Origin of the sequence: Pantoea sp. USMM079 (genome assembly GCF_037153115.1) — a bacterium.
GTDB classification, from domain to species: Bacteria; Pseudomonadota; Gammaproteobacteria; order Enterobacterales; family Enterobacteriaceae; genus Pantoea; species Pantoea communis.
Genome location: NZ_JBBCKX010000023.1, coordinates 42620 through 67363, shown reverse-complemented (window position 1 = coordinate 67363; position 24744 = coordinate 42620). Strand labels below are relative to the sequence as shown.

Annotated in this window: 32 protein-coding genes; 15 read left to right on the top strand and 17 right to left on the bottom strand. The window is 51.2% G+C overall.

Annotated elements, in window-relative coordinates:
- Nucleotide 1: 1 nt before the first annotated feature.
- Nucleotides 2-508 (bottom strand): GNAT family N-acetyltransferase, encoded by a 507-nt coding sequence (locus tag WFP70_RS21785; RefSeq protein ID WP_337024410.1) that lies wholly within the window; start codon nucleotides 506-508, stop codon nucleotides 2-4.
- Between the two features lie 55 nt (nucleotides 509-563).
- Between WFP70_RS21785 and WFP70_RS21780 the strand changes: the two genes are divergently transcribed.
- Entirely contained in the window at nucleotides 564-1145 is a 582-nt protein-coding gene (locus tag WFP70_RS21780; RefSeq protein WP_337024409.1) for an XRE family transcriptional regulator, read from the top strand.
- A 3-nt stretch (nucleotides 1146-1148) separates the two neighbouring features.
- Here WFP70_RS21780 and WFP70_RS21775 read toward each other — a convergent pair whose 3' ends face one another.
- Nucleotides 1149-2087 carry an AraC family transcriptional regulator gene (locus WFP70_RS21775; protein WP_337024408.1) on the bottom strand — a complete coding sequence of 313 codons (939 nt, stop codon included), beginning with the start codon at nucleotides 2085-2087 and terminating at the stop codon, nucleotides 1149-1151.
- Between the two features lie 108 nt (nucleotides 2088-2195).
- On the opposite strand from WFP70_RS21775, the gene WFP70_RS21770 reads away from it, so the two are divergent.
- A complete protein-coding gene (locus tag WFP70_RS21770) occupies nucleotides 2196-3032 on the top strand; it encodes an oxidoreductase (protein ID WP_337024407.1) in 837 nt (278 codons plus the stop codon).
- Between the two features lie 90 nt (nucleotides 3033-3122).
- On the opposite strand, the gene WFP70_RS21765 is transcribed toward WFP70_RS21770, so the two are convergent.
- Both WFP70_RS21765 and WFP70_RS21760 read right to left on the bottom strand, forming a co-directional pair.
- Nucleotides 3123-3449, bottom strand: a complete 327-nt coding sequence (locus WFP70_RS21765; protein ID WP_160834244.1) for a helix-turn-helix domain-containing protein — start codon at nucleotides 3447-3449, stop codon at nucleotides 3123-3125.
- Nucleotides 3442-3825, bottom strand: coding sequence for a type II toxin-antitoxin system RelE/ParE family toxin (locus WFP70_RS21760; protein WP_166934524.1), 384 nt, complete (start codon nucleotides 3823-3825; stop codon nucleotides 3442-3444). The genes WFP70_RS21765 and WFP70_RS21760 overlap by 8 nt, the downstream gene beginning before the upstream one ends.
- A gap of 282 nt (nucleotides 3826-4107) precedes the next feature.
- Here WFP70_RS21760 and ycgZ point away from each other — a divergent pair, with 282 nt between their 5' ends.
- Both ycgZ and WFP70_RS21750 read left to right on the top strand, forming a co-directional pair.
- The gene (ycgZ, locus tag WFP70_RS21755; protein ID WP_058960954.1) at nucleotides 4108-4353 is read left to right on the top strand and encodes a regulatory protein YcgZ; all 246 of its coding nucleotides are present in this window, start codon (nucleotides 4108-4110) and stop codon (nucleotides 4351-4353) included.
- A gap of 125 nt (nucleotides 4354-4478) precedes the next feature.
- Nucleotides 4479-4769: a hypothetical protein gene (locus WFP70_RS21750; RefSeq protein WP_337024406.1), complete on the top strand. Its 291-nt coding sequence runs from the start codon at nucleotides 4479-4481 to the stop codon at nucleotides 4767-4769.
- Nucleotides 4770-4864: 95 nt separating this feature from the next.
- On the opposite strand, the gene WFP70_RS21745 is transcribed toward WFP70_RS21750, so the two are convergent.
- The 3 genes from WFP70_RS21745 to WFP70_RS21735 all read right to left on the bottom strand — a co-directional run bounded on the left by WFP70_RS21745 (nucleotide 4865) and on the right by WFP70_RS21735 (nucleotide 5917).
- A complete protein-coding gene (locus tag WFP70_RS21745) occupies nucleotides 4865-5146 on the bottom strand; it encodes a chorismate mutase (protein WP_337024423.1) in 282 nt (93 codons plus the stop codon).
- Between the two features lie 135 nt (nucleotides 5147-5281).
- Complete coding sequence (locus WFP70_RS21740) at nucleotides 5282-5632, bottom strand: DUF3147 family protein (RefSeq protein ID WP_034824206.1); 351 nt, start codon at nucleotides 5630-5632, stop codon at nucleotides 5282-5284.
- Between the two features lie 9 nt (nucleotides 5633-5641).
- A complete protein-coding gene (locus tag WFP70_RS21735; protein ID WP_034824208.1) occupies nucleotides 5642-5917 on the bottom strand; it encodes a metal/formaldehyde-sensitive transcriptional repressor in 276 nt (91 codons plus the stop codon).
- A gap of 115 nt (nucleotides 5918-6032) precedes the next feature.
- On the opposite strand from WFP70_RS21735, the gene WFP70_RS21730 reads away from it, so the two are divergent.
- Entirely contained in the window at nucleotides 6033-7058 is a 1026-nt protein-coding gene (locus WFP70_RS21730) for a nickel/cobalt efflux protein RcnA (protein WP_337024405.1), read from the top strand.
- A gap of 12 nt (nucleotides 7059-7070) precedes the next feature.
- The gene (locus WFP70_RS21725; RefSeq protein WP_034829866.1) at nucleotides 7071-7247 is read left to right on the top strand and encodes a DUF1289 domain-containing protein; all 177 of its coding nucleotides are present in this window, start codon (nucleotides 7071-7073) and stop codon (nucleotides 7245-7247) included.
- On the opposite strand, the gene WFP70_RS21720 is transcribed toward WFP70_RS21725, so the two are convergent.
- Nucleotides 7248-8120: a LysR substrate-binding domain-containing protein gene (locus WFP70_RS21720; RefSeq protein WP_337024404.1), complete on the bottom strand. Its 873-nt coding sequence runs from the start codon at nucleotides 8118-8120 to the stop codon at nucleotides 7248-7250.
- 178 nt (nucleotides 8121-8298) lie between these two features.
- Here WFP70_RS21720 and WFP70_RS21715 point away from each other — a divergent pair, with 178 nt between their 5' ends.
- Both WFP70_RS21715 and WFP70_RS21710 read left to right on the top strand, forming a co-directional pair.
- Nucleotides 8299-9831: an MFS transporter gene (locus WFP70_RS21715; RefSeq protein ID WP_337024403.1), complete on the top strand. Its 1533-nt coding sequence runs from the start codon at nucleotides 8299-8301 to the stop codon at nucleotides 9829-9831.
- A 57-nt stretch (nucleotides 9832-9888) separates the two neighbouring features.
- On the top strand, nucleotides 9889-10431 hold the full coding sequence (locus WFP70_RS21710) for a YbhB/YbcL family Raf kinase inhibitor-like protein (protein WP_337024402.1): 543 nt from the start codon (nucleotides 9889-9891) through the stop codon (nucleotides 10429-10431).
- A 35-nt stretch (nucleotides 10432-10466) separates the two neighbouring features.
- Here the strand turns inward: WFP70_RS21710 and WFP70_RS21705 are convergent, their stop codons facing one another.
- The 3 genes from WFP70_RS21705 to WFP70_RS21695 form a co-directional block, all read right to left on the bottom strand.
- Entirely contained in the window at nucleotides 10467-11330 is an 864-nt protein-coding gene (locus tag WFP70_RS21705; protein WP_337024401.1) for a substrate-binding domain-containing protein, read from the bottom strand.
- 119 nt (nucleotides 11331-11449) lie between these two features.
- Entirely contained in the window at nucleotides 11450-12091 is a 642-nt protein-coding gene (locus tag WFP70_RS21700; protein WP_337024400.1) for a LysE family translocator, read from the bottom strand.
- Between the two features lie 67 nt (nucleotides 12092-12158).
- A complete protein-coding gene (locus WFP70_RS21695) occupies nucleotides 12159-12605 on the bottom strand; it encodes an NUDIX hydrolase (RefSeq protein WP_337024399.1) in 447 nt (148 codons plus the stop codon).
- A 119-nt stretch (nucleotides 12606-12724) separates the two neighbouring features.
- On the opposite strand from WFP70_RS21695, the gene WFP70_RS26835 reads away from it, so the two are divergent.
- Nucleotides 12725-12892, top strand: coding sequence for a hypothetical protein (locus WFP70_RS26835; protein WP_374754041.1), 168 nt, complete (start codon nucleotides 12725-12727; stop codon nucleotides 12890-12892).
- Between the two features lie 56 nt (nucleotides 12893-12948).
- Here the strand turns inward: WFP70_RS26835 and WFP70_RS21690 are convergent, their stop codons facing one another.
- The gene (locus WFP70_RS21690) at nucleotides 12949-13302 is read right to left on the bottom strand and encodes a DUF1428 domain-containing protein (RefSeq protein ID WP_034829871.1); all 354 of its coding nucleotides are present in this window, start codon (nucleotides 13300-13302) and stop codon (nucleotides 12949-12951) included.
- Between the two features lie 178 nt (nucleotides 13303-13480).
- On the opposite strand from WFP70_RS21690, the gene WFP70_RS21685 reads away from it, so the two are divergent.
- The 3 genes from WFP70_RS21685 (at nucleotide 13481) to WFP70_RS21675 (ending at nucleotide 15798) form a co-directional block, all read left to right on the top strand.
- Nucleotides 13481-14164 (top strand): RipA family octameric membrane protein, encoded by a 684-nt coding sequence (locus tag WFP70_RS21685; RefSeq protein ID WP_058960967.1) that lies wholly within the window; start codon nucleotides 13481-13483, stop codon nucleotides 14162-14164.
- A 100-nt stretch (nucleotides 14165-14264) separates the two neighbouring features.
- Complete coding sequence (gene blc / locus WFP70_RS21680) at nucleotides 14265-14792, top strand: outer membrane lipoprotein Blc (protein ID WP_337024398.1); 528 nt, start codon at nucleotides 14265-14267, stop codon at nucleotides 14790-14792.
- Nucleotides 14793-15249: 457 nt separating this feature from the next.
- On the top strand, nucleotides 15250-15798 hold the full coding sequence (locus tag WFP70_RS21675; protein WP_237448828.1) for a hypothetical protein: 549 nt from the start codon (nucleotides 15250-15252) through the stop codon (nucleotides 15796-15798).
- 12 nt (nucleotides 15799-15810) lie between these two features.
- On the opposite strand, the gene WFP70_RS21670 is transcribed toward WFP70_RS21675, so the two are convergent.
- Nucleotides 15811-16512 carry an alpha/beta fold hydrolase gene (locus WFP70_RS21670; RefSeq protein WP_337024397.1) on the bottom strand — a complete coding sequence of 234 codons (702 nt, stop codon included), beginning with the start codon at nucleotides 16510-16512 and terminating at the stop codon, nucleotides 15811-15813.
- 356 nt (nucleotides 16513-16868) lie between these two features.
- Between WFP70_RS21670 and WFP70_RS21665 the strand changes: the two genes are divergently transcribed.
- Entirely contained in the window at nucleotides 16869-18584 is a 1716-nt protein-coding gene (locus WFP70_RS21665; protein ID WP_337024396.1) for an ABC-F family ATP-binding cassette domain-containing protein, read from the top strand.
- 76 nt (nucleotides 18585-18660) lie between these two features.
- On the opposite strand, the gene WFP70_RS21660 is transcribed toward WFP70_RS21665, so the two are convergent.
- The 3 genes from WFP70_RS21660 to WFP70_RS21650 all read right to left on the bottom strand — a co-directional run bounded on the left by WFP70_RS21660 (nucleotide 18661) and on the right by WFP70_RS21650 (nucleotide 20540).
- Complete coding sequence (locus tag WFP70_RS21660; protein WP_160867495.1) at nucleotides 18661-19464, bottom strand: hypothetical protein; 804 nt, start codon at nucleotides 19462-19464, stop codon at nucleotides 18661-18663.
- A complete protein-coding gene (locus WFP70_RS21655; RefSeq protein ID WP_337024422.1) occupies nucleotides 19461-19928 on the bottom strand; it encodes a sigma-70 family RNA polymerase sigma factor in 468 nt (155 codons plus the stop codon). The genes WFP70_RS21660 and WFP70_RS21655 overlap by 4 nt, the downstream gene beginning before the upstream one ends.
- Nucleotides 19929-20003: 75 nt before the next feature.
- On the bottom strand, nucleotides 20004-20540 hold the full coding sequence (locus WFP70_RS21650) for a tetratricopeptide repeat protein (RefSeq protein ID WP_442956366.1): 537 nt from the start codon (nucleotides 20538-20540) through the stop codon (nucleotides 20004-20006).
- Between the two features lie 192 nt (nucleotides 20541-20732).
- Between WFP70_RS21650 and WFP70_RS21645 the strand changes: the two genes are divergently transcribed.
- A complete protein-coding gene (locus WFP70_RS21645; RefSeq protein WP_337024394.1) occupies nucleotides 20733-21908 on the top strand; it encodes an efflux RND transporter periplasmic adaptor subunit in 1176 nt (391 codons plus the stop codon).
- On the top strand, nucleotides 21905-23839 hold the full coding sequence (locus WFP70_RS21640; protein WP_337024393.1) for a MacB family efflux pump subunit: 1935 nt from the start codon (nucleotides 21905-21907) through the stop codon (nucleotides 23837-23839). Before WFP70_RS21645 ends, WFP70_RS21640 begins: the two co-directional genes overlap by 4 nt.
- Before the next feature lie 76 nt (nucleotides 23840-23915).
- Here WFP70_RS21640 and WFP70_RS21635 read toward each other — a convergent pair whose 3' ends face one another.
- Nucleotides 23916-24743 (bottom strand): MurR/RpiR family transcriptional regulator, encoded by an 828-nt coding sequence (locus WFP70_RS21635; RefSeq protein ID WP_313377291.1) that lies wholly within the window; start codon nucleotides 24741-24743, stop codon nucleotides 23916-23918.
- Between the last annotated feature and the right edge of the window lies 1 nt (nucleotide 24744).

The following is a 24744-nucleotide window of genomic DNA, read 5'->3' as shown; positions in this document are numbered from 1 at the left end:
GTTAAGGCTGCGGCCTTGCATCAAGCTGAAGCTGCAAAAAGGTCAGGTCGAGCCATCGGCCAAATTTGCAGCCTACCTGATTTAATCTGCCGCCATCACTGAAACCCAGTTTCTTGTGCAGCGCGATTGAAGCGCTGTTCTCTGACTCAATCCCGGCAATCATCATATGTTTGCCCTGCTCGCGCGCCCGCTCAATCAAGGCGATCATCAGCATGCCGCCCACACCTTGGCCGCGCCCGTTTTTATGGACATAGACTGAATGTTCAACGGTATGACGGTAGCCGTCCCAGGGACGCCAGTCGCCATAGGAGGCGTAGCCAATGACGGCTTGCTCCTGAATCGCCACCAATACCGGAAACCCTGCGGCCTGGCGTGCAGCCATCCACTGGATGCGGTTAGCAATATCCACGGTATTCTCATTCCAAATCGCGGTGGTGTTGAGTACTGCGTCGTTGTAGATGTCCGCGATCGCCCCGGCATCGCTCTCTTCTGCTGCTCGTATTTGCATGATTTCCGCCTCGTCACTATAGTGGATGTTTCGTTTACTATTGTAGTTATCCATTATGTTAGATGAATTGTCCAGTAAAGAAGATGACATTAATGCGCGCATTGGTCGGAACATTAAAATCGAACGTGAGAAGCGCGGCTGGTCTTTAACCGACCTGGCAGAACAGTCCGGTGTTTCACGGGCGATGATCCATAAAATAGAACGGGGTGAGAGCAGCCCAACTGCGACGTCTCTCGCTCGCCTCGCCGGCTCGTTTGCTATGAGCATGTCGCAGCTCATCGCCCTCACGGAAGTTCAACCCGGGACGTTGCTGCGCCATGCACAACAACCCGTGTGGCAGGATCCGGAAACGGGCTACATTCGCCGCCATATTTCACCTGGCGATATCCCGTTGGATGTCGTGAGTGTAGAGCTCCCTCCGCACACTGACGTGCCAATGCCAGCGATTTCCTACCTTTCACGTCGTCAGTTGATCTGGGTGCTGGAAGGCACTTTGCGCTTTCAGGAGGGCGACAATCTGTTTGAAATGAACGTCGGTGATTGCCTGGAATTGGGCGATCCAACGGATTGCGTGTTTACCAATGCGACTGATGACATTTGTTGTTATGCGGTAATGGTGCTTAAAACCACTGTGTGAGCCCTAATGCGAAGAGACATATGCAGAAGCCTGCTGTGCAGGCGGCACCGCGAAATTGCGCTGCATGCGCTTGATCTCCTCCGCCGGTGGCAGACCGAACAGACGTTTGAATTCCCGGTTAAATTGGGATGCGCTTTCATAACCCACCGCAAGGCTCGCCGCCGCCGCTGTCATCTCCTGACGCACCATCAGCATTCGCGCCTGATGCAAGCGTACCGATTTTACGTATTGCATCGGTGACTGCTGGGTGATGGTTTTAAAATGCGCGCTGAAGGTTGGCACGCTCATGCCTGCTTCACCCGCCAACTGCGCCAGATTGAGCGTCTGGGCATAGCAGGCATGAATATGGCGCAGCGCTTTACCCACCTTGCCGAATTGCCCCTGCAACGTCAGCGCGGCACGCAGTGCCTGACCTTGTGCACCCGTCAACACACGATAATAGAGTTCACGCACCAGTGCGGGGCCGAGGATCTGTGCATCCAAAGGATGACTCAGGGCCGTCAGGAAACGTAGCACTGAATCACGGAGCGGCTGATCCATGGGACTCGACATCATGCTCTGCGCCGCTTTCGCCGTGAAAGGCACTTGCTGTTGCTCTAGTTCCAGCAACAATGCTGTCGCCACACTGAAATCAAGATGCATGTAGATCGCCAGCAACGGGTGTTCTGCGCTCGCCGCGGTTTCCATGGTAAAGGGAACCGGCACAGAAACCGCCAGATAATGTTGCTCATCGTAGAGGTAGATTTGATCGCCAAAGAAACCACGCTTAGTGCCCTGGCAGACAATCACAATACCGGGATCGTAAAGCACCGGCGTGCGCGCTAGTGGGCGATCTGAACGCAAAATACGCACATCAGAAAGTGCCGTCAGGTTGTAGCCCTCATGCGGCGCGAGCGATTTAAGCAATTCCACCGTACGTTGCTGTACCTCTGAATCTACCACCACTCCTCCTCACTCATAAGATTAGGCAATAAAAGCAGAAGATACGGCCTTATAGCGCTGACCTCCAGAGAATATTATGCATGCATCATTCATGTAGGGAGAAAAACGATGTCTACCTCTAAAACACTTTTGATTACTGGTGTAAGCAGCGGTTTCGGTCGTGCGCTGGCGTTGGAGGCCTTAGCCAAAGGTTATCGCGTGATCGGGACGGTGCGAAATGTAGAAGCTAAATTGGCATTTGAACAACTCCATCCGCAAAATGCGCTGGCGTTTGAACTCGATGTCACTCATTTCGCTGTTATTGATGACCTTATAGCCGACATTGAAGCTGATCAGGGTCCAATTGATGTTTTGGTCAATAACGCGGGTTATGGACACGAAGGGATTATGGAGGAGTCCTCGCTGGAGGAGATGCGCCACCAATTTGACGTTAATGTATTTGGTGCCGTGGCGATGATCAAAGCCGTATTGCCCTTCATGCGCCAACGGCGTCGCGGACATATTCTTAACATTACGTCGATGGGCGGATTTATCACCATGCCGGGCATTAGTTATTACTGTGGGAGTAAGTTTGCGCTGGAAGGTATTTCAGAAACCCTCAGTAAAGAACTTGCGCCCTTCAATATTCACGTCACCGCTGTTGCCCCCGGTTCATTCCGTACTGACTGGGCAGGCCGCTCAATGGTGCGAAGCGCGCGCAGCATCAGTGATTATGACGCTCTCTTTGATCCTATCCGTCAGGCAAGAGAAGCGAAAAGCGGCAAACAGCTTGGGGATCCACAGAAAGCGGCGCGCGCGATGCTGGCTATCATTGAGAGCGATAATCCGCCTGCACATTTGCTGCTCGGCAGCGATGCATTAAAGCTGGTGAAAGATAAACTTGTGGCGTTGAATGCAGAGATCGAGGCGTGGAAAACGCTGACACGTTCAACAGATGGTGATTAGTGACCTTTACAGGAATGTAATAGTAATTAGCACATTGGGGGTTCAAATAATTAATAAGGAACTTAAAGCCCCGATTCAGGGGCTTTGGTATTACTGAAGAACACTCAAACCTTTACGATCAATAATATTGAGCAAACGCAGCGCCGCGCCGTTTGGTTTTTTTTCTTCTCGTTCCCATTTAATAATCGTGGCGACTGACATTCCAACGCAAGCCGCCAGCATTGCTTGACTCAAGCCCAAACGCTCACGCAATTCTTTAATAGCCTGGCCCGACATCATAGGCAGAACAGGCAGTGCCGCTCGCAACTCGCGCAATCTTACCCTTGAATCGATTTTTTCTTTAAGATCATCAGAGACAACGCCAATTTCATTGAAATCATGTGCGATTTCCTGAAGATCTTTAAGGTGATTAACCATCACACTGCACCTCTCGCATTTTCCCCGCCCTAATCGCTCGTCTTGCTTGTTCAGTGGTGAGGTTGAATAACTCTTTGGCAACTTGCTTATAAAGTAGCAGTTCAGTTTCGGTCATTTCTCGTATTGTGCTTTTGACTGCTGACTTAGCATACCCATTTACAAAGAAGAGGTGCTTATCAATTTTGAAAGCAATGACAGCTCTGGCACCACTACTTTTACCTTTGGTTAAGGGAATGCGTTTCTTATATACCCCACCGCCTAAATTAGCTTCATATCGACCCGCGATAACTTCTAACGCTGCAATGCATAGCTTGCCGTCGTCAATCCCATCAGCTTTGGTATTTCTGTCGAATGGTTTTAAAACATAAATTGCCATGGTGTCTCCTGACTGTGATTCGATAAGGACGCTCCTTGTCCACACATGCAATATCTATAGTACTAAGTACCATAGGTTAACTCAATCTCTATCTTATTGGCCCAGACATCAAGTTTAAATGCCCTGAAAAGAGTGCTTTTACATAAGCATCTGTAATTAATAGACTAGCACTTTTTGCAAAAACAGCTCCCCTGATGGTTAACCTTATTCCTGTACAACAGGCTGTTCTTTGTATAACTTTAGTGGGCCTAGTGCTCATTAGTTAACCTGGAGGATGGAACCATGCGTCAGGGTAGAAACCTGCTATCAACGTCGGATGCGATTACGCGTTATTTTAATGAGGCTTCCCTGCCTTCTCAGCAGGAAATCCTGGGTAAAATCGTTGGGGAAATACTGCGCTCAGGCCGTTCACTGAGTCGCAAAACGATCTGCACCAAGCTGATTTGCCGATTGGAACAAGCCAACAGCCCGGAAGAAGAGTTGCATTACCAACAGTTAATTGGCCTGATGTTTACCTCCGAGCGATGATCCTGAGAACATGCGCGCCGACCTGACATCGGACAAAGTGGTTTCCGCCTCATAGGTTATTTCACGTTAGACTGAATCCACTTTGTTACCTGTCGCAGGTCTGTTGCGGTAACCAGAGAACGTGTATGAACAGAAGTAAAGATGAACGATTAACTGATATCGTCATGGGCGATGCCGTACTGCAGCTGCTGAAAAAAAAGGGGCCGGTGACGAACAGCGCCCTGCTCGATAAGCTTCGTATGATGGCGTCCGTTGAACCCGATGCTGGCCGCCAAAAAGCACTAAGCCGCGCCATGGCCGAAGTGAAGAACAACATGCAATCCGCTACTCAGCAAAGGATGGCACTCAAAGATACCAATAACGTCACACACATTTTTCGCAACCGCGATAATACTGGCAAAGACACACAGCATTGAAACCCGGGCCTCAAGGCACCCTCTTGTTAATGAAATTTTCATAACTTAAGGCTGCAATTTTAACCTATTGCAGCTTTTTTTTGTCGGGCGCTTCACTACGCTTTCAATTCACCATGCTGTTGCAGCTCATAATCGATAAAGGCCGTAATCATCGCACGGTAAACCTGCTCAATAATTTCTTCAGATAACCCCTGCGCTTTTGCCTGACCTCTCACTTTATCAATCACCTGTTGGACACGGTCGGGAGCGCGTACCGCTGCGCGGTCTTGTTTAAACTGTGCAGCGGCCTTAACACACTCTCCACGCCGGGCAATCAGTGCCACCAGTTGTTGATCCACTTGATCAATTTCTTCCCTGACTGCTGACCCTGACCTCAGTACCGCGCGCGCCCGCTGAATCCCGCACCCAGTAAAATACTTTGATAAACCTGTGTGCTGGATTCTCCCTCCTCATTCATCAAGCGCGAGATAAAAAAGGGGTAAAGAAAACGGGTGCAGGCATAAAAAATCAGACTACATCAACTGTATGCCAAAGCGCTTTAGCAACGTTGCCCACAGGACAAAAAGCACGATAGTTAACAGGCAACTCGCCACCAGCGTGGGCCAAAATCCCCAGCGCTGATAGAGAAATGGAAAGGCGACAAACATCGGCAGGGTTGGCACCACGTACCAGAAGGTATACCAGGCGTGGCTGGCGATCTTTGCCTGGCTCTGACCTTCCAGCTTCATCCAGATCAGCACCAATATCGTCACTAATGGCAGCGCCGCAATCAACCCTCCGAGACGGTCACTGCGTTTCGCCACTTCAGAAATCAGCACCACCATGCCCGCCGTGATGGCGTATTTTACGATGAGCCACAGCATGGTTTGCTCCTACTTCAGATATGAACGAATAACGCTGACAATCTCTTCCAAATCCTGAGTGCGCTCCGCTTCGGTGGCAGATTCATTCATCAGGTGCTCTTTGATATGCCCCTCCAGCAGTTCTGCCATTAGACCATTAACTGCCCCGCGTACCGCTGCTACCTGCTGCAACACTTTTAGGCACTCCTCACCCGATTCCAATGCGGTCTCGAGCGAAGCTGCCTGCCCTTTAATACGACGTACACGGGTTAACAGGCTTTTCTGATGCTTGAGTGTATGGCCCATTCTCGGCTCCTGTTGATCTTAATGTATACTGGGGTATAGTATATTTTCTTTGAATTTTTTGATTTTACGGCACTGCAATGCCGCTTTCAACTTATCACGACACGAGATGCACACCATGAATGATTTCGCTGCCCTGCTGAGTCAGGGCACGTCTGGCGCGTTGCTGTTTATCCCAAGCGCCATCTTGCTTGGGGCGTTGCACGGCCTGGAGCCGGGTCACTCTAAGACGATGATGGCGGCATTTATCGTCGCCATCCGTGGCAGTGTTCGCCAGGCGGTGATGCTGGGTCTGGCAGCCACTTTTTCCCACACTGCGGTGGTATGGCTGATTGCGATGGGCGGAATGTATATCAGTCGGCAGTTTACTGCCGAAGCTGCCGAACCCTGGCTGCAGCTGATTTCAGGCCTCATTATCATTGCAACAGCTGCCTGGATGTTCTGGCGTACCTGGTCTGAAGCACAAGCGTGGCGCCAGCACCACGATCATGACCATAAGCAGGATCATCATCATGAACATGGGAATCATCATGAGCACGGGCATCATCATGAACATGAGCATCATCATGAGCATGTGCATCATCATAAGCATCGGCATCATCATGAGCATGAGCATCATCATGGGCACGGGCATCATCATAAGCATCGGCATCATCATGAGCATGAGCATCATCATGGGCACGGGCATCATCATGAACACGGGCATCATCATGAACACGGACATCATGGCGAATTGGCCAGGTTCGCGGAAGGTTCTCAGGAATATCAGGATGCTCACGAGCGCGCGCACGCGGAAGACATACGCCGACGCTTTGATGGCCGTGAAATCAGCAATCTGCAAATTCTTCTCTTCGGCCTGACGGGGGGATTAATTCCCTGCCCCGCAGCGATCACGGTCCTCCTCCTCTGCCTGCAGGTGAAGCAGTTTAGTCTTGGTGCGGCGCTGGTGGTCTGCTTCAGCATCGGCCTGGCGCTTACGCTGGTGACCGTCGGCGTAGGTGCGGCGCTAAGTGTTAGGCATGTATCCCGTCGATGGAAAGGTTTCGCCGATATTGCACGCCGCGCACCTTACTTCTCTAGTGCCCTGATTGCCATCGTGGGCGTCTATATGATGTTCCATGGCTACAGTGGCCTCACCCAATAAGGAATTATTTCCATGTCTGTAAAATCGCCTTGTACTGATGTCTGTATTTTTGAGGGAAAAAATGGCTGGTGTCGTGCCTGTGGCCGTACGCGTAAAGAGGCACAGGAGTGGCGCAAAATGTCACCCTATCACCGCAAGGCGATTGAACGCGCATTGAAAGATCGTGTTGCGACGTTGCAAATAAAATAGTCAGGTGCTTTGTTCAATCATGCGCACCAGCTTATTCACTGCGGGAGTACGTTCGCGTTTACGATATAAGAACCAAATGGATGAAGGAATAACGGCTCCGGGTATTACGCGATAAGTGATGCCGGTTAATTTTAATTGAGTCACCAGAATAGCCGGTATTACCGCGACACCATTACCTAATGCGACATTGGCCAGCACTTCATTTAAACTGCCCGCCGACCAGCTACGACTCAGAATAAACCCACCACGCTGTGCAAAGGTCACGGTGCCAGACACTTGTTCAGGCAAAATAAAGGTTTCCCCTTTAAGTTGCGCAGGTTCGATGGGTTGTTCCTGCGCAACCAGCGGGTGGTTATCCGGCAGTGCCAATGCGAAGTGATCTTGCTCGACTTCAATGTATCCGACATCGGCAGGTAACGGCACAGGACCGCGCACAAAGGCAACATCAATAGTACGTTCACTGACCTGAGTGGCCAGTGTATCCATGACTGATTCACGTGCATTGATTGAGATATCAGGTGCGCTGGCACTAAAGCTCGTCAATAACCGGGTTAAAATGCCAGATAATAGTGCGGATGCCACATAGCCCACGCGGATATAACCGCGTTCGCCGCGAGCGGCACTACGTACTCGGGATTTGGCCTGCTCCGCATGTTGTAGAGTCTCACGCGCCTCCTGTTGGAAAATTTCTCCAATCTGCGTCAACTCGACTTTACGTTGAGTACGATAAAATAATGGCGCACCTAATTCTTCTTCCAATTGATTAATCTGCACCGACAGCGTCGGCGTGGATATATTAAGATTCTCAGCCGCCACGCCATAATGCAGCGTTTTTGCCAGTTCCAGAAAATAGCGTAGATGGCGTAATTCCACGTTTTACCTCCTACTTATCTTGTGTGATGAACATGTCGATCATTACCTGAAACGGAAACGCCAGCAATATAAATGTTGTTAGGTTTTGCCTAACAATAACTCCATTACTGTTTATTGAATGACTTCCGTGATGGATTCAAGCTGTAAAGCATTCACTACCTTGCTCGCGGGAGAAAAGATGTCCACTGCTACCATCGCGCTCGACCATCGCCATCTGAATCGTGTTTTACTCGTCGCCTCAACCGGTTGCGCATTGACGGTAATCGACACCAATATCGTCGGCGTTATGTTGCCAACCATCGCTAAAGGTCTGCATGCTTCTTTTGCAGACATGGAATGGGTCATTGGCGCTTACGTGCTGAGCTTTTCCTCACTCCTTTTGCCGGCAGGGTCGCTGGCAGACAAATTTGGCCGACGCCGACTCTTTCTCGGCGGCATTTTACTGTTTGCACTGGCCTCACTCGCCTGTGGCATGGCGACCAGCGTTTTGGCACTCAATATTGCCCGTGCGGTTCAGGGTATTGGCTCCGCATTTCTGCTGGCGCCAGCACTGGCAATTATCGCGCACAGCTTTCGCGATAGTCAGGCACGTAACCGGGCATGGGCGATTTGGGGCGGTGTGATGGGATTGACCATGGTGCTGGCACCGTTAGCCGGCGGCATGATCAGTACGTTGCTTGGCTGGCGCTGGACATTTTTTGTCAATATTCCTATTTGTGCCCTGCTGATGCTGGCCGTCACCCGCCACATTGAGGAATCCAGGCATGAACACGCGGGTAAACTCGATTTACCTGGCATCGCGCTGTTTATCGCAGGCATGTTCTGTTTGACCTGGGCATTAATATTAGCGCCGCAACATGGCTGGTTGAGCCGTGAAGTGGTGGGCAGATTGTGTCTCGGCGCGTTGTGGGTTGGCCTGTTTATCCGTGTGGAAAGTGGCAAAAGCAGGCCGATGTTGAATCTGCAACTTTTCCGCTCGTTCCCCTTTATTGGCGCAGTATTAGCGATGTTTGCTTACGCTGCCACCGCGCAAGTTATGACCTCATTACTGCCGCTGTTATTACAGAATGTTGAGGGAATGACGCCGTTAATGGCCGGAGCGGGTATGCTGCCTTTCGCTCTGGCAATGCTGCTGTTTCCTGTTGTGGCGCGCTGGCTCGGCAAACGCCTGCATGCCGCCACTTTACTGGCTCTTGGCCTGGTCACCGTCTCCTTTGGCAACATGATGATTGCGACTGCCGTGTACCAACACCATTTGCAGCTGACCCTGGCGGGTATGGCCCTACTCGGCAGTGGCGGTGGGCTGCTCAATGGCGAAACCCAAAAGGCGATTATGGCAACCGTACCGCCGCAGCAGGCAGGAATGGCATCGGGTATCAGCACAACAGCCCGATTTTCCGGCATTTTGTTAGGATTTGCCACGCTGGGCGCGATTCTGGCGGCCAGCACACAGTGGCAATTACAATCAGCGATGCTACACGCGCAGTTGCCCCTTCAACCCGGTTTTTGCGCGCAGGTTATCGCCGGCGATTTCCGCCATGCACTGGCGATGTATGACGCCGTTCATCAGGTCTCTTTACAACCACTCATCATTACCAGCTACGCCGATGGATTTGCCAGCATGTTGTTGTGTGCTGCCGCATTTGCCCTGTTTTCCGCCATCGTTGTGCTCTATTCGGCGCGTCAGCCAACGGCGTTAGCCCAGCGCTAATTTTCACGCGTGGGATCAACTGTCGCACGCACAACCCGTCCTTGTTGAGGAGCAATAATGAAGAAGTTACTGACCCTACTCTGCTTAAGCAGCCTGCCACTGTTTGCCCATGCGGCGGCGTTTTCGCTTAAGTCAGCAGACTTCGCCGATAACGGCGTGATGAAGAAAGCATTGGGTGGCAACGATAAGCACAACCTGTCTTGTAGCGGCGAAAACATCTCGCCCGCTCTCAACTGGTCCAATCCGCCCGCAGGCACTCAAAGTTATGTGCTACTGCTGACCGATCCGGCTGGCGCTAAGGGTTTGGGAGTGACACATATGCTGGCATACAACATTGATGCTACGCGCAAAGCATTCCAACAGGGTGAATTAAATAAGGGCGGAGATTTCAGCTATGGCACCAACTCACCTGGCACCCAAAGCTATTATGGCCCTTGCCCACCCGCTGGCGCGGGCTATCACCACTATAACTTTGTGATGGTGGCAACCGATCTTGCAAAAGGCAGCTTACCTGCAGGATTGAGTCACACTGAGTTAGTCGCAAAATTGAAAGGTCACGCGCTGGGTTCTGCTAGCCTGGTCGGGCGTTTAGAGAATTGATTGCAGCGGGTCGCCGGCCTGGCGACCCAATAAAATTAGTGTCGAATCGCACAACCACACTGCGACATTTCTCCCGGCACATATTTGCCGTGATGGGAGTGACGCACCTGCAACTCACCTTGCTGCCAGGCGTTGCCTGTATCAGCACGGTTTTCCAGTAAACGATTCAGTGCTTCGTTGACCAGCAAGTCACGACGCTGTGCCCAACTGGTCAGATGCCAGGTTGAGGCGCGGGCTTCATCCACATCATCAAAACCTACGACTGCCACGTGTGCGCCCTGGCCAAAATCGCGCACTGCCTGCAATGCACCAAAGGCCAGCACATCGCTTTCGCAGAACAGTGCATTAATGCGCTCCGCTGCACGGGTTTTCTTCAGGTAGGCCATCATGGTCTGATAAGCCAGTTCTCGATCGTTAGCCCCGGCCACCAGCTGAATGTTCAGCGTTTTATGTTCTGCCTCAAGGCTGGACACCAGGCCTGCCATTTGACGCGCGGGATCGGCCTGCTGCTGACTGTGCATAAAGCCAAAGCGTTGATGTCCTTGAGACAGTAACAATAACCCCATCTCGGCACCCGCATCGAAACCATCGGCAATCACGACCTCAGCACCTGCTTCACGGCTCTGGCTTAAATGCACCGTCGCCACGTCAGGCAGTAGTTTTGCTGCGGTATGCAATTCATCCTCAAACAGGCATGTCAGAAATACCAACCCCGCCAGCGGCAAAGATGCGGCATTCTGCAACATACGTTGATAGCTTTCTGCTGAATCGACATTCAGCAACAGCGTCACTAAACCACGCGCGTTTAACTGGCGCGTCATTTCATTCAGCATCGTGACGGTATTTGGGTTGGTGAATTCATCGCTGACGATGCCGATGATATTGGGATTAACGGCCATGAACGAGCTCTCCTGCAACTTAGCGTGCGGTCATTATTTTGTAGGTAACGTAAGACACTTCACGTTACCCGATTAAGTCGCTATCGCCAATCATCAGACTTGCTGTCTCTTCTGCATTTTTAACGTCGGGTCAGGGCCAGGCGAATTCCCATGCCAATGAATGTCATACCGACGATACGATCCAGCAGCTTTTGCAGCGTAATGTTGCGCGATACTGCACTCGCAGCACCGCCCGCCAGCAGGGCAAACGTCACATCAGTCATCAACCCAATCACCGCGTATGTTAGTCCCAACAGCAGGAAGGAACTCGCATGATAGTTACCCTCTACCACGACGAATTGTGGGAAGAACGAAATGAAAAACAATAACACTTTGGGATTAGTGATAGATGTAATAAAACCGCGTACTAAAAGATTACGTGTATTGGAGCGTGGCACCTGAGTCTGTGAGCGACATCCCTGTGGTTTGACAATAAATGTTTCCCACACCATCTTGCCACCTAAATAAATAAGATAAGCAGCCCCGATATATTTAATCGCTGTGAATAACATCGGCGAGGCGGTAATTAACGCCGTTAAGCCTATTGCACTGGCCAACGCATGAGTACAGCTGCCGAGCGCCACACCGCTCGCAGATATCACGCCGCTGCGTCGCCCATTGGCCACGCTTTGCCCGATCACATAAGCGAGGTCCGGCCCCGGCGTGATACACAGCAGGAATACCGAAATGAGGAACAGGGGGAAATGGATGATATCCAGCATGCTAACTCCTTGTTGACGTGGCGTTTGTTGTACAGAGCATGGCCACGTAATCCAATCTGATGACGATTTATTTTGAGACAAAGTAACGAAGGTAGAGCTGATACTCTTCGCTCATATTATCGGGCATATCATCAGTGGTGAAGAATGCCAATGACAACCCCTCACTTTTATCATTTATTAAACTACCATGCCATTTTTTTGACCAGTAAAGGGCGGTGACAACATTGATTTCATCGTTATTATTAAACGTAAAAGTAAATTCTTTGCCAGAAAAGACTTTCAAAAAATGAAGTTCATCGATATCAATATTCGTCTCTTCTTTCACTTCACGCACAGCGGTTTGTTCGAGGCTTTCACCCGGTTCCATCAACCCACCGGGTAGTCCCCAGCTTCCGTCTAATCGCTGTTGTAGTAAAATACGTTGCTTATCATCAAGGATGATGACGTTCGCTCCCGCAAGCAGCAACATACGATGTCCAACTAAGGTTCTCATCTCGCTGACATAGCTCATCATGCTCTCCATCCCGTTTAGAATTAAGAAAAAATAGCGTTAATTCATGACGATTTAGCAACGCCAATACACAATGCACTTCGCATCCGGTCATCCCTTCACCCTCATCAGAAGATCTGTTGGTGCTGTATTTACCCGAGCGTGATAGGTGGCAGCAAACATGCCAGCAAATGGTATTGGCGGGATTTGTACAGATTGATTCGTTCAACCCATATTGGGATCAAAACGGAAAAACATATCAAGATCACGATGGTTATCGAACCGTCATACAGTGTCAGCAGTGGCCGTAACCTCTCGCATGCCTGACCGCGACAGAAATGTGCAGGGCGCCGACGCGCCCTGCACATTACTCTTCGAGTAGAATCGAGAAACCGCCGTAAATCATTCTTTTGCCATCAAACGGCATGTTTTCGCCCATCTCTTTCATCCGCGGATCGGACATCATTTTCTGATTGGCCGCATCACGCACTTCACGTGAGGGATATTCAATCCAGCTGAACACCACTGTTTCTCCCTCTTCCGCTTTCACCGACCGATAAAAATCCGTGAGCTTGCCTTCAGGCACATCATCTGCCCAGCACTCCACGATGCGGGTGGCACCAAACTCCTTAAACAGCGGCGCTGCTTTGGCCGCCATGGCACGGTAATCCTCTTTATTAACTTCAGGCACCGCAACGACAAAACCATCTACGTACGACATAGGCTATTCCTCCGTCGTGCTGTACACGGCCGACAGTGACCGCAGAGTAAAGTGTACAAATGATGTTCAAATCATGAGCAACTGCAGCACTGAAACTGCGTGTTGTCTCGCAGATTCCTGCCTGCGGCCGAAATTGCGTTACACTGTGCACCTCGATAGTTACGCCATCAGGATAGTTATGCGCATCACCATTGATTCGGCCGATCAGCCGTTTATTCACCGTTTGCTCGGAGAAGAGATAGGGCAAGTGGATACCCAATCCAGCGACACGCGTTTACAACACGCCCTCGACATCGCTCGCCAGCAGAAAAATCACGAAGCGGAACTCGACTGGAAACGCAATGCGGTGTTTTTAGCGTTGTTTATTTTCCTCTATGCCGTCCTGGGCGCCTCGCTGACGCTGGATCTCACCGCACAAGCACCCAGCCACAAAAGTTTGGTGTATGCATTAGAAGCTGTCCCCGTGCTGATCGCCTTTTCCGGTCTGTTTGTCTCGTTGTTATTCCTGTTCTTCACCCGCAGCAGCGCGCGACGCCTGCGCAGTTGGGATCAAGGCATTTTTGTGCTGGAGAAATACGTTGGCACCAACCTCTATAAGCAAATCAATGAGATGGGCGCTCGCACCACCAACTATTCACAGTCAGCCATTAACGTTGCGCTTGCCCTGTTTATTTGTGTGACCTGGGTGGTGATGTACAACTACTTCACCTTTACCACCAGTGGCGTGATTGGCAGCGTGATTTCTTTGTTTATCACCACCATGACCTACGTGATACTCGATATTCAGTTGCTGAAGTCAGGCACCTCTATTGCGATTGATGAGCCACTGATTCCGGCTGACGAAGATAAAGAGAAGAAATAATCCCCTGCATCAGGTGGCCTAAGGGCCGCCTCGATATTTCTTGCCTATAATCATGCTGACATACCCTTTAATACGGATCAGGATCGATAAAGGAGCAGTAATGAAAATATGGCCCATCGCCGCACTTGCCGCGTTATCGTTAACGCTGGTTGCCTGTAAATCCCCGACGCCACCAAAAGGTGTCACGCCTATCAGCCCTTTTGATGCCAACCGCTATTTGGGCAAATGGTACGAAATCGCCCGACTGGATCACCGCTTTGAGCGCGGCAAAGATCATGTCACAGCCACTTATACTCAACGCAACGATGGCGGCATAAACGTGCTGAATCGTGGATATGATCCGTTGAAAAAAGAGTGGAGTGAGAGTGAGGGCAAGGCCTATTTCACCGGCAAATCGGATACCGCAGCGCTTAAAGTCTCCTTTTTTGGCCCGTTCTATGGCGGCTATAACGTGATCGCATTGGATGATGATTATCAATACGCGCTAGTGAGCGGTCCAAATCGGGGTTATTTATGGATCTTGTCGCGAGAGCCGAAGCTTCCGAATCAAGTGAAAAAACAGTACCTGGCTATCGCGCAAAGGCTGGGGTTTGATGTGGATAAGCTCATCTGGGTGGATCAAGGTTAAAACTGCACTCAGGAATGAAGTCATTCTACTTTCCATCCCTGTGTAGTTCAGCATAACCGGGCGTGAGATTCTGGTTATGCTGCAGCGTTGGGGTGGAGAATCTTCAATCGGCTTATGACCAATAACTTGCAGGCTTGCAACCTATCACGGGTTACCCCTTATTGGATGAGGAACACATCATTCCGTGAAAACTGTACATGAATGATTTATTTAAACGAATCCCTTATTTATTAATCATATAACCAGGCATGTTTATAATGCGCTTCTCTTCGCAATATTGCCCTTTCAAAAAACCTGCTAAAATACGTCATCGTCTATGATTTTATCAGTATAAAATATCTTTATCTGAAATTTCAAAGCTCTGATCATTCTGACTAATCAATCAACATGTTGAGTCAACCCTTCAGGCTGCTGTTCGCTTTTTTTTCATTATCGCATTGCCAGTGGTGAGGAAAAAATGAATGAAATAACAGAAGAATCCCCCAGAACAAATCTCAGATTATTATGGGGCTTACTGATTGTATTAACACTCATTTCGCTGCAGTGCCCAGCGAGCGAAATTAACCTATATTCCATCAACACGGGTTCCTACGTTTATCATCTGACCGGGAATCATGGGCAATACACTGAAAATTTTGAGAATAACTTCTTTTCGGTAGAAAGAAAATTGTCCGAAGATTCCACCTATAGCGTCCTGATCGGCACCATGAAAAACAGCTTTGACGATCGCTGTCTTGCGTTAGGGGTGAGAAAAGACTGGAAAACCTGGGATGATGGCTGGACCTTTAAAGGTATCTACGGCTACACCGGTGAGTTTTTTTTCGATGCCTTTAAGGATTGTGGCGATCACGGTTCCTATCACGACTTTAAAAAGGCCACCGGAATAGGATTCTCACCCTATATTTATCATGGCTTTCAATATAATTTCACACCCTATTTCGGCATTGAATCGGGGATTATTATCCCCTCGGTATTTGTTATCACCATTCAATGGAGCTTTAGATAAGCTCTGCACTTTTTATTCAAAGTGCTGTTTTTCAAGCCAATCGGCGATGACAGAAGTGAGTCGAACAGGTTGCTCAAGGGGCAACATATGGCCACTGTCACCGATAATTTCCATATCGCCCCCCAATAAAGTGACAATCTCTCGGGATTCTTCAAGACCGCGCAGGCCATCCCCTTCAGATGCAATAACCAATATTGGGCAACTCACCGGTTGCTGCGTGACACCACTGCGATCAAGCATGGCTTGTGTTCGAAAAACATTTGCACCGAGATGTTTCCCCATAACACGAATTTTATCAATTAGTTGAGCATCATTCCGTCGAGAGGGATGTAGCGATGGCTTCAGCACCGCCTGGCTAAAGCCATTAAAATCACCCATTAAGGCCGTTTGTGACGCCTTATCCAGTAACTCACGTTGTTCAGGAGGATCTTCACGGAGTGAAGTGGCAACCAAAACCATTCCTGCAGTACGCTCGGGAAAGGCTTCGGCGATGGCTCTTGCCACATAGCCTCCCAGTGAGAAACCGACCAAAATAAAGCGCGGCGGTAAGGTTGCCACGATATTGTCAGCATATTCGGTGATGCTTTCGCCGTGGCTCAAGCTGGCTCTGATACAGGTTCTGTCATCTGGATAGGCGCAAACAAAATCATCCCAAAGTGTTTCATCCAGCATAAAACCTGGAATGAGTACGAGGGGTAAAGTTGTATTGTTCATCCGTGAATCCTTCAGTGTGGAGAATTAATGAGAATGTGTGACATCAAGTCCGTATAAAGGCTGTGGCTTCACAACATCGCGAATATTCTGTGGATAATGCCAGCCCAGGTGACTATCATCAACCCATCCTACTCACTACTGATAAATAAGGAGGATTACTATGCCATCGTGTGAATTGTTTATTTACTCACACTTTTATAGTAATTGGCCGCGCTCAGCTATCACTGCATTCGTGCTGCGATAATCCGCCTGAGCGAAGTCTACTGAAATTCTCATCCCTTCCTCCGGCTTACCGGGTTGTCGTCAGCAGTTTTTGACGTCAGGCGTTCGCATGCCTGCAACTTATGAGTAAGCACATGAGCACATTACTATCCGCACACGCTGTCGGCTTTGATAACGCCTTCGGTACCCTATTTCACGACATCAATTTCAGCCTCAAAAAAGGTGATCGCATTGGGCTGCTCGGTGATAACGGCACGGGAAAAAGTACCCTGCTAAAAATCCTCAGCGGTGAACTTGCAAGCAGTCAGGGCAGCGTTACGTTAGCCAACCACTGTTTGCTGGCGCGAATTGAGCAACATCTTCCCCCTCAGCTCCAGCAAGCCACGCTGCTGACAAGCGTGATTGCGCGTCTGCCAGAACAGCAACAGGTCAGTGAAGCCTGGCGAGCGGAAGCGCTACTCTCTTCGCTGGGGTTCGATGCTGAACAGCATACCCAAACGGCAGCCACGTTGAGTGGCGGTCAACATATGCGGTTACTGCTGGCGCGTGCACTTATTCTCCAGCCTGATCTGCTGTTACTGGATGAACCCAGCAACCATCTGGATCTTCCAACGCTGCTTTGGCTGGAACAGTTCCTGATAAATTGGAAAGGCAGCTTTGTGCTGGTCTCACATGACTGCACCTTGCTGGATCAGGTCACCAATTGCAGCTGGATCCTGCGCGATCAAACCCTGCAATTCTTCCGCCTGCCCTGCTCCGCTGCCCGACAAGCACTGGCCCAGCAGGATGAAACCGATGCACAACGTTATCTAGCAGAACAGAATGAGATTGAGCGCGTCGAAAAAAGTGCCAAACGGCTGGCAATTTGGGGACGCACCTACGACAACGAAGGTCTGTCGCGTAAAGCGCAGCAAATGGAGAAACGCGCCAGTTGGTTGAAAGAGGCACAAACCACGTTGACCGAAGGCAGCCTATGGCGTCTTCAATTACTGGGAGAAGCGCTGAATGCCGATCGGGTGCTGGCGCTGACTGAAATGCACATTCGCCCAGCGGAGAACGCGCCTGCGTTATTTTCGTTACCCAGCCTGCAGGTTAAAAGCGGCGACCGCATCGCCATAGTGGGCCGCAACGGCAGCGGGAAATCTTCGCTGCTGCGCCAACTCTGGTTGGAATACCAGCGTGAGACCACCACACTGTTTCATCCGCGTGCAAAGTTAGGTTATTACGACCAAAGCCTCACGCAATTGCTTGATGAGGATAGCCTCAACGAGGCACTGGCGCATTTTGCCCCTCTAAGTGACGACCAGCGAAAGATGGCTCTGATAGGTGCGGGGTTCCCTTATCTCCGTCATCAGCAATTAGTGGGCTCGCTGAGTGGCGGTGAACGCTCACGCCTGCTGTTTGTCGGGCTGACACTCGCGCGCTATTCCTTATTGCTGCTGGATGAGCCCACCAACCATTTGGATATGCTGGGTAAAGAGGAGTTGGCAGCCGCCCTCAATCAGTTCGAGGGAGCGGTGTTGCTGGTGTCGCACGATCGCAATCTGATCGCCAGCAGCTGTAACCGTTTCTGGCTGATTCAGGATCAGCAACTGAGCGAGTGGCATGACTTTGAAACGGTGATTGAGCAACTGAGTGCCAAACAACCGTCAGACAGCGAGACCGTAAATGTTCTGTCCGTGACGTCTGAATCGTACAACGATGAAGATGCGCTGCTGCTGGCGTTGTGTGATCTGGAAAGCAAGCTGGATGAAGATAGAGAGCGTAAGCCCAAACATCAAAAACCGGCGTTGCAGGCACAATGGCGCGATGAGATTGCGCAACTGAAACAGCAGTTGGGCATCCTTTAAGCGAACTTCCTATCAATACGCCCCTGCAATATTTGTATCCTGCATCCCAGGGGCATAATGAGTGATCACTGATAAATTACACCAGAGCGGCGCTCAACACCTGCGCCGCACGTTTTAACTGATCAGCAGGATTGCGCCCAATCAGCACGTACTGATATCCGCTGCGATGCCACCACACCAGATTCATACCGTGCCGTTTTTCCTGCGCCAATGCACTCTGTTTACTCGCATCTTCCCGCGAAATACACAGGGCCATCGGACCGTAATTGCTGTGATTCCAGGCGATTTGAGTGATCAGTGAATCGTCGTAGCGCAACATACGCACACTTTTCAAGCTCGCTTCAGGAAGCGTCAATTGCTCAGTCGTCAGACGCAGATCGAGGTCGCGCGCCGTGCGTTGTAATGAACGCGCTAACACCTGTGGCGAACTGTCGACATCCGCCAACGTTTCCGGGCTATAGAGCGACATATATTGTGCTTCCAGTTCACGTATTCGCGCGCTCTCATCCTGTTCAGCTTTCGCGACGGGTCTGGCCCAAAAACCGACGGCACTGCCCACCAGCAGAAAACTGACTGATGCTGCGATCAACGCACGACGGCTAACCTGAACAGTCTCTTTTTTCGGTGCGGACGGCGTGTTGTCCAGCAGGTACGCCAGTCGTGACTCCATACGCTCCAGCGGCGCCTCATCCAGCATTGGCGCGAACGCATCCGCAAAAGGTTGATTGCTTTTCATTAGCTCAGCCGTCCGTGCTGACAACGTTTCACTGCGCTTTAGTTCGTTTTCAAACGCCTGCGCATCCTCCGCGCGCATTTCACCATCCAGCCAGGCAACGATAGCTTCGTCGGCATAGGGCGAGGTAAATCGTGGTGCATTCACAAGCGTTTCTCCTGTACCGCAGGCCGCGCTGTCACTGCGCTGGCTAAAGTAGTGCGTGCCGCAGCGAGGCGGCTCATGATGGTTCCAATCGGTACGGCCAGCGTGTCGGCGGCTTCCTGATAGGTAAAACCCTCGACATAAACTAAAAATACCGCGTTGCGCTGTGCCTCTGGCAACTGCCCAACCCGTTGCATCACTTTGGCATATTGCATGCGCTGTTCATTGTGTTGCTGATGGTCGGGAGCGAGCAATTCATCACTCTCGACGAATCCCTGCCCCATGCGCACCCGCTGCGCGCGCAGTTCGTTGATCCACACGGAGTGCAGCACGGTAAACAGCCAGCGATCGATGCGTGTGCCCGGTGTGCACTGGGCGCTGCGTTCCAGCGCCCGCACACAGGTGGACTGCACTAACTCTTCGGCCACATCTTTATTACGCGATAACACCATCGCGTAACGCCACATACGCGTCAGATGCGCCGCCAGATGTTGACGGACTTCAGTGCTGGTAATATTTCTATCCTCCGTCAACAGCGGTCATCAGGACTCAGGGTGACCATTAATGGCCGCGTGCAAATCCTGATACTCTTCACACTTCACACCGCACAGCGATTTGATGATAGTGAGCTGCTCTTTAGCCAGATCCGGTCGGCCTTTGATCATCCAGGCTTCACCTAAATATTCACGCACTTTGGCATATTTGGGGTCTAGTGCGATCGATTTCTGATAGTAACGCATCCCTTCGTCAGTGCGGCCCAGTTTACGTGTGGCGTAGCCGCGATAATTCCATGCCTCTTTGGTATTCTGATTGTGCAACGTATCCAGTAACGTCAGCGCAGCTTGATACTCGGCTTTTTTCGCCAGGTGGTAGGCGTAATTCGTCTTATCCTCATCACTCAGCATGCTGGTTTTTTCCGGCACGCAGGATTTGGTTTTGCTGTCATAAACCTGCCCTTTCGGACAGTCCGGGGGTTTCTTGTCACTGTCGTCATCGCCCATGGCGAGTGCCGCAGGTGCATGTAACGCCATCAGCAAAACCGGCACGGCAAACCAGCGAACCTGATTCATCATCTTCATCATTCATTTATCCTCGCGGAGTGGCATCCGAAATTAGAGCCATTTAAGCGGTAAACAACTCAACGATGATTTCTATTCGGAAAATTTTCATTTTTTTCTCAACGCACCCGATTTAATGCAGGAATCCTGACGAATTTTCTCCTGTTTGTTGCATTTAGTGATTACTATTCTCGCTTCATTAAAGGGATGCTTATGTTGAATACCTCTAAAAAGCGGCTTTTGGTCGCGATCGCTATTTTGGCGATCATTATTCTGGTCTGGGCCTACAGCAGTTCACGACCAAAACCGAACCCACTGGTCACCGCCGTTGTGCGTCAAGGCAACATCGAGAACGTCATCGCCGCGACGGGCAAAATGGACGCAATCGAACGCGTCAACGTCGGTGCACAGGTATCGGGGCAGGTGAAAAAGCTCTATATCAAAGCGGGCGATAACGTCAGTAAGGGCGAACTGATCGCTGAAATTGACGATCAGCCACAGCGCAGTGATTTACGCAATGCGCAGGCCGCGCTTAGCGTGGCGCAAGCCGATTTGGAGACACGCGAAGCGACCTTAGTCCGACAGGATGCGCAGTTCAAACGTTTGCAGCAAATGATCAAAGCCAATCTGGTGTCGCGCCAGGATTTTGACGAAGCGGCAGAAGCGTGGAGCACCGCGCGTGCTGAGTTGACGGCGCAAAAAGCGCGCGTCATTCAGGCACAAATTGAGGTGGACAAGAAGCAGCTCGATCTCAGCTATACCCGCATCATGGCACCGATGGATGGCACGGTAATCGCCATCGTGACCAAACAGGGCCAGACGGTTAACGCCGCGCAGAGCGCGCCGACCATCGCCAAGCTGGCGCAACTTGGCACCATGACCATTAAAGTGCAGGTTTCCGAAGCGGACATCACCAACATCCACCCCGGCCAGCAAGCCTGGTTTACCACCTTCGCCAATCCCGATAAACGCTACAACGCGACGCTGCGTAGCATTGAACTGGCACCCGAATCGGTGATGAAAGATGATGCCTTGATGGGCAACAGTGAAAGTACGCCGGCCAGCAGTACCAATGCCGCCATTTATTACAATGCGTTACTCGATGTTCCCAATCCCGATAACACCCTGCGCATCTCAATGACCGCGCAAGTTAATCTGCTGCGCGACACTGCGAAAGACGCGCTGTTGATTCCGGTACAGGCAACGAAAAAAGACGCGGAAGGCAAGACCTTTGTCGAGGTGGCGAACAAGGAGAATCAGCCTGAGAAACGTATTATCACCACCGGTATTTCAGACAGCGTTGATATTCAGGTTCTCAGCGGCTTGAAAGCCGGTGAGAAAGTCATCCTTGCTACCCAAGCCGCCGGTGCGGACAAGGTGGTGATGTGAGCTTGATCGAACTGAAAAACATTCAGCGCAGCTATGTTAACGGTTCAGAATCTTTGCATGTGCTGAAAGATATCAATTTGCAGATCGCCAGTGGCGAAATGGTCGCGATCATTGGCCCTTCCGGCTCGGGCAAATCCACATTGCTGAATATTCTCGGCTGCCTGGATGCCGCCGACAGCGGTCACTATTTTATCTCAGGCCAGAATACCGCGTCACTCTCTCCGGACGCGCTGGCGAAAGTCCGCCGTGAACATATTGGCTTCATTTTTCAGCGCTACCACTTAATGCCGGGCCTGACCGCATTAAGCAACGTCGAAATCCCGGCGATTTATGCCAATTTGCCGGGGCATGCGCGGCGGGCGCGTGCTGCTCAATTACTGGAACGGCTCGGTCTCAAAGGCCGTGAACACCATAAACCGGGTGAACTCTCTGGTGGCCAGCAGCAGCGCGTCAGTATTGCGCGAGCGTTGATTAATGGAGCCGAGATTATTCTCGCCGATGAACCGACCGGCGCGCTGGATTCGCATTCTGGCGAGGAAGTGTTACGCATTCTTCATGACCTGAATCGTGACGGTCATACGGTAATTATCGTCACACACGATATGAAAGTGGCGCAACACGCAGACCGCATCATCGAAATCCAGGACGGCGAAATTTTTGCTGACAGCGGGCCAAAAACAGAGGCGACGCGATCGCGCTATCAGCCAATGGTGAGCAGAAGTCAGAGCAAGCTGCGCGGATTTGTTGATCGCCTGCGCGAGTCAATGCGCATGGCGCTAAATGCCATGAATACGCATCGCTTACGCACCGCACTCACCATGACCGGTATTATTTTTGGCATTGCCGCTGTCGTCACTGTCGTCGCGCTTGGACAAGGTGCGCGTGAAAAAACGCTGGAGAGTATTTCCGGTCTCGGGACGAATGTGGTGTCCGTGTATGCCGGCGGTGATTTCGCCGAAGATGATGCGCATCCGGTGTTGACGCTGGTGATGGCGGATGCCGATGTGATTGCTCGCCAGCAGTTTGTCGACAAAGTCAGCCCTGAGCTGCTCTCGACGCAGCCGATCCGTTATCTCTCCAACTCGTCGAAAGCATCCGTATCGGGCGTCGGCAAAGATTACTTTGAGATTCAGGGCATCAAACTCACCGAAGGCAGCAACTTCAGTGATGAACACCATGCCCGGCAAGAGATCATCATTGATATCAATACGCGCAATAAGCTGTTTGCAGCCAATGAAAACCCCATCGGAAAAATGATCGTGTTAGGGTCTGTGCCGGTGCGAGTCATTGGTGTGGCGCATGAAGATAACGGCATTTCGCCCAATCGTCTCAACGTGTGGCTGCCCTGGAGCACCATGATGTACCGCATCAGTGGGCAAACAGCGCTCACGAGTATCAGCGTTAAACTCAAAGATGATGTGGTCAGCGGTCCGGCGGTGGAATCTCTCACGCAACTATTGACTGCGCGCCATGGCACCAAAGACTTCCTGATGTTTAACCGCGATAAGTACCGCAAAGCGATTGAAGGGGCAGCAGCCACCTTGACCTTGCTGATTTTGATGGTGGCATCGATTGCGCTGATGATCGGCAGCATCGGCGTGATGAATATTATGCTGGTGTCCGTCACCGAACGAACGCATGAGATTGGCGTGCGTATGGCCGTGGGTGCGCGGCGTGGCGATATCATGCAGCAGTTTATGATTGAGGCGGTGCTGGTATGTTTGGTTGGCGGTTCACTCGGCGTGGCACTCTCACTGGTGATCGGTCCGCTGATTAGCCTGATGGCAGGCGGTGTACTGACAGCCATCTACTCATGGGAATCCGCGGGGGCAGCTTTCGCCTGCTCCACTATTATCGGCATGATTTTTGGTTATTTGCCTGCGCGCAAAGCTGCCCGTATGGATCCGGTCGCCGCGCTGGCGAGTGAGTAAATGTATCTTCTCGGGTGCGCATCGCTGCGCACCGATTTTTCCGTCATGTTGGGATTGAGAGCGACTTACATTACGGTTAGATCAGCATCGGCAATGTGGCACTGGCCGTTTGCTGACTAGCAGTGGCGTAATGCGCATCATGTGCCATCAGCTCCCCCATTAACGCCTCAACCAGCAACATCGCCCCTACCTTCCCACTCAACGTTCCGGCATTAAGTGGACCTTCCGGTCGCGCCGCCACCAGCAACATATCCGCCAGATTGCCCATCGGGCTGCGCAGCGTATTACTTAGCATCAGCACCTGAGCTTTGCGCTTCTTCGCCACATTGACCACATGCATCAGATCTTTGGTGGAACCGGAAGCAGAGATCGCGATGACCAAATCACCTTCACCCAGGGTCGAAGCATTCATGGCCGCACGATGCATATCCCCAAACAGCTGCGCGGGTTTGCCCAGCCGTAGTAGACGATAATGCAAATATTCGCCGGTTATCGCGCTGGCAGCCACGCCATAGATTTGGATAGAACGCGCCTGATGCACCGCCGCACCTGCCTGCTGTAAGACCTCGCGATCAATAAATTTTCCGGTATCGCGCAGCGCCTGCACCGACTCTTCCACCAGCGCATCAACCGGATCGCCCGTTGCTGCCAGCGTTGGCTGACTCTGCTGCACATCCAGCGCCAGCGCCATCTTAAATTCGGTGTAGCCTTTGCAACTCAGGTTGCGGCACAAGCGCGTCACGCTGGCTTCGCTGGTGTCCGTCTCTTTCGCCAATTCGGTAATGGTGAGATACAGCACTCTCTGCGGTTCGGTCAGGATGAAGTCGCCCAGCTTTTGCAGCGCAGGACTGTAGCCCGGCAAGCCCTGCTTCAGATGCAGCAAAATATTTCCATTGTCCGTCATG

What these genes read in the sequence shown, in the direction of transcription:
- WFP70_RS21785 (WP_337024410.1), bottom strand. Translation starts at nt 508, where the DNA reads ATGCAAATACGAGCAGCAGAAGAGAGCGATGCCGGGGCGATCGCGGAC.
- WFP70_RS21780 (WP_337024409.1), top strand. Translation starts at nt 564, where the DNA reads ATGTTAGATGAATTGTCCAGTAAAGAAGATGACATTAATGCGCGCATT.
- WFP70_RS21770 (WP_337024407.1), top strand. Translation starts at nt 2,196, where the DNA reads ATGTCTACCTCTAAAACACTTTTGATTACTGGTGTAAGCAGCGGTTTC.
- WFP70_RS21765 (WP_160834244.1), bottom strand. Translation starts at nt 3,449, where the DNA reads ATGGTTAATCACCTTAAAGATCTTCAGGAAATCGCACATGATTTCAAT.
- WFP70_RS21760 (WP_166934524.1), bottom strand. Translation starts at nt 3,825, where the DNA reads ATGGCAATTTATGTTTTAAAACCATTCGACAGAAATACCAAAGCTGAT.
- ycgZ (WP_058960954.1), top strand. Translation starts at nt 4,108, where the DNA reads ATGCGTCAGGGTAGAAACCTGCTATCAACGTCGGATGCGATTACGCGT.
- WFP70_RS21750 (WP_337024406.1), top strand. Translation starts at nt 4,479, where the DNA reads ATGAACAGAAGTAAAGATGAACGATTAACTGATATCGTCATGGGCGAT.
- WFP70_RS21740 (WP_034824206.1), bottom strand. Translation starts at nt 5,632, where the DNA reads ATGCTGTGGCTCATCGTAAAATACGCCATCACGGCGGGCATGGTGGTG.
- WFP70_RS21735 (WP_034824208.1), bottom strand. Translation starts at nt 5,917, where the DNA reads ATGGGCCATACACTCAAGCATCAGAAAAGCCTGTTAACCCGTGTACGT.
- WFP70_RS21730 (WP_337024405.1), top strand. Translation starts at nt 6,033, where the DNA reads ATGAATGATTTCGCTGCCCTGCTGAGTCAGGGCACGTCTGGCGCGTTG.
- WFP70_RS21725 (WP_034829866.1), top strand. Translation starts at nt 7,071, where the DNA reads ATGTCTGTAAAATCGCCTTGTACTGATGTCTGTATTTTTGAGGGAAAA.
- WFP70_RS21715 (WP_337024403.1), top strand. Translation starts at nt 8,299, where the DNA reads ATGTCCACTGCTACCATCGCGCTCGACCATCGCCATCTGAATCGTGTT.
- WFP70_RS21710 (WP_337024402.1), top strand. Translation starts at nt 9,889, where the DNA reads ATGAAGAAGTTACTGACCCTACTCTGCTTAAGCAGCCTGCCACTGTTT.
- WFP70_RS21705 (WP_337024401.1), bottom strand. Translation starts at nt 11,330, where the DNA reads ATGGCCGTTAATCCCAATATCATCGGCATCGTCAGCGATGAATTCACC.
- WFP70_RS21700 (WP_337024400.1), bottom strand. Translation starts at nt 12,091, where the DNA reads ATGCTGGATATCATCCATTTCCCCCTGTTCCTCATTTCGGTATTCCTG.
- WFP70_RS21695 (WP_337024399.1), bottom strand. Translation starts at nt 12,605, where the DNA reads ATGATGAGCTATGTCAGCGAGATGAGAACCTTAGTTGGACATCGTATG.
- WFP70_RS21690 (WP_034829871.1), bottom strand. Translation starts at nt 13,302, where the DNA reads ATGTCGTACGTAGATGGTTTTGTCGTTGCGGTGCCTGAAGTTAATAAA.
- WFP70_RS21685 (WP_058960967.1), top strand. Translation starts at nt 13,481, where the DNA reads ATGCGCATCACCATTGATTCGGCCGATCAGCCGTTTATTCACCGTTTG.
- blc (WP_337024398.1), top strand. Translation starts at nt 14,265, where the DNA reads ATGAAAATATGGCCCATCGCCGCACTTGCCGCGTTATCGTTAACGCTG.
- WFP70_RS21675 (WP_237448828.1), top strand. Translation starts at nt 15,250, where the DNA reads ATGAATGAAATAACAGAAGAATCCCCCAGAACAAATCTCAGATTATTA.
- WFP70_RS21670 (WP_337024397.1), bottom strand. Translation starts at nt 16,512, where the DNA reads ATGAACAATACAACTTTACCCCTCGTACTCATTCCAGGTTTTATGCTG.
- WFP70_RS21665 (WP_337024396.1), top strand. Translation starts at nt 16,869, where the DNA reads ATGAGCACATTACTATCCGCACACGCTGTCGGCTTTGATAACGCCTTC.
- WFP70_RS21655 (WP_337024422.1), bottom strand. Translation starts at nt 19,928, where the DNA reads ATGTGGCGTTACGCGATGGTGTTATCGCGTAATAAAGATGTGGCCGAA.
- WFP70_RS21650 (WP_442956366.1), bottom strand. Translation starts at nt 20,540, where the DNA reads ATGAAGATGATGAATCAGGTTCGCTGGTTTGCCGTGCCGGTTTTGCTG.
- WFP70_RS21645 (WP_337024394.1), top strand. Translation starts at nt 20,733, where the DNA reads ATGTTGAATACCTCTAAAAAGCGGCTTTTGGTCGCGATCGCTATTTTG.
- WFP70_RS21635 (WP_313377291.1), bottom strand. Translation starts at nt 24,743, where the DNA reads ATGACGGACAATGGAAATATTTTGCTGCATCTGAAGCAGGGCTTGCCG.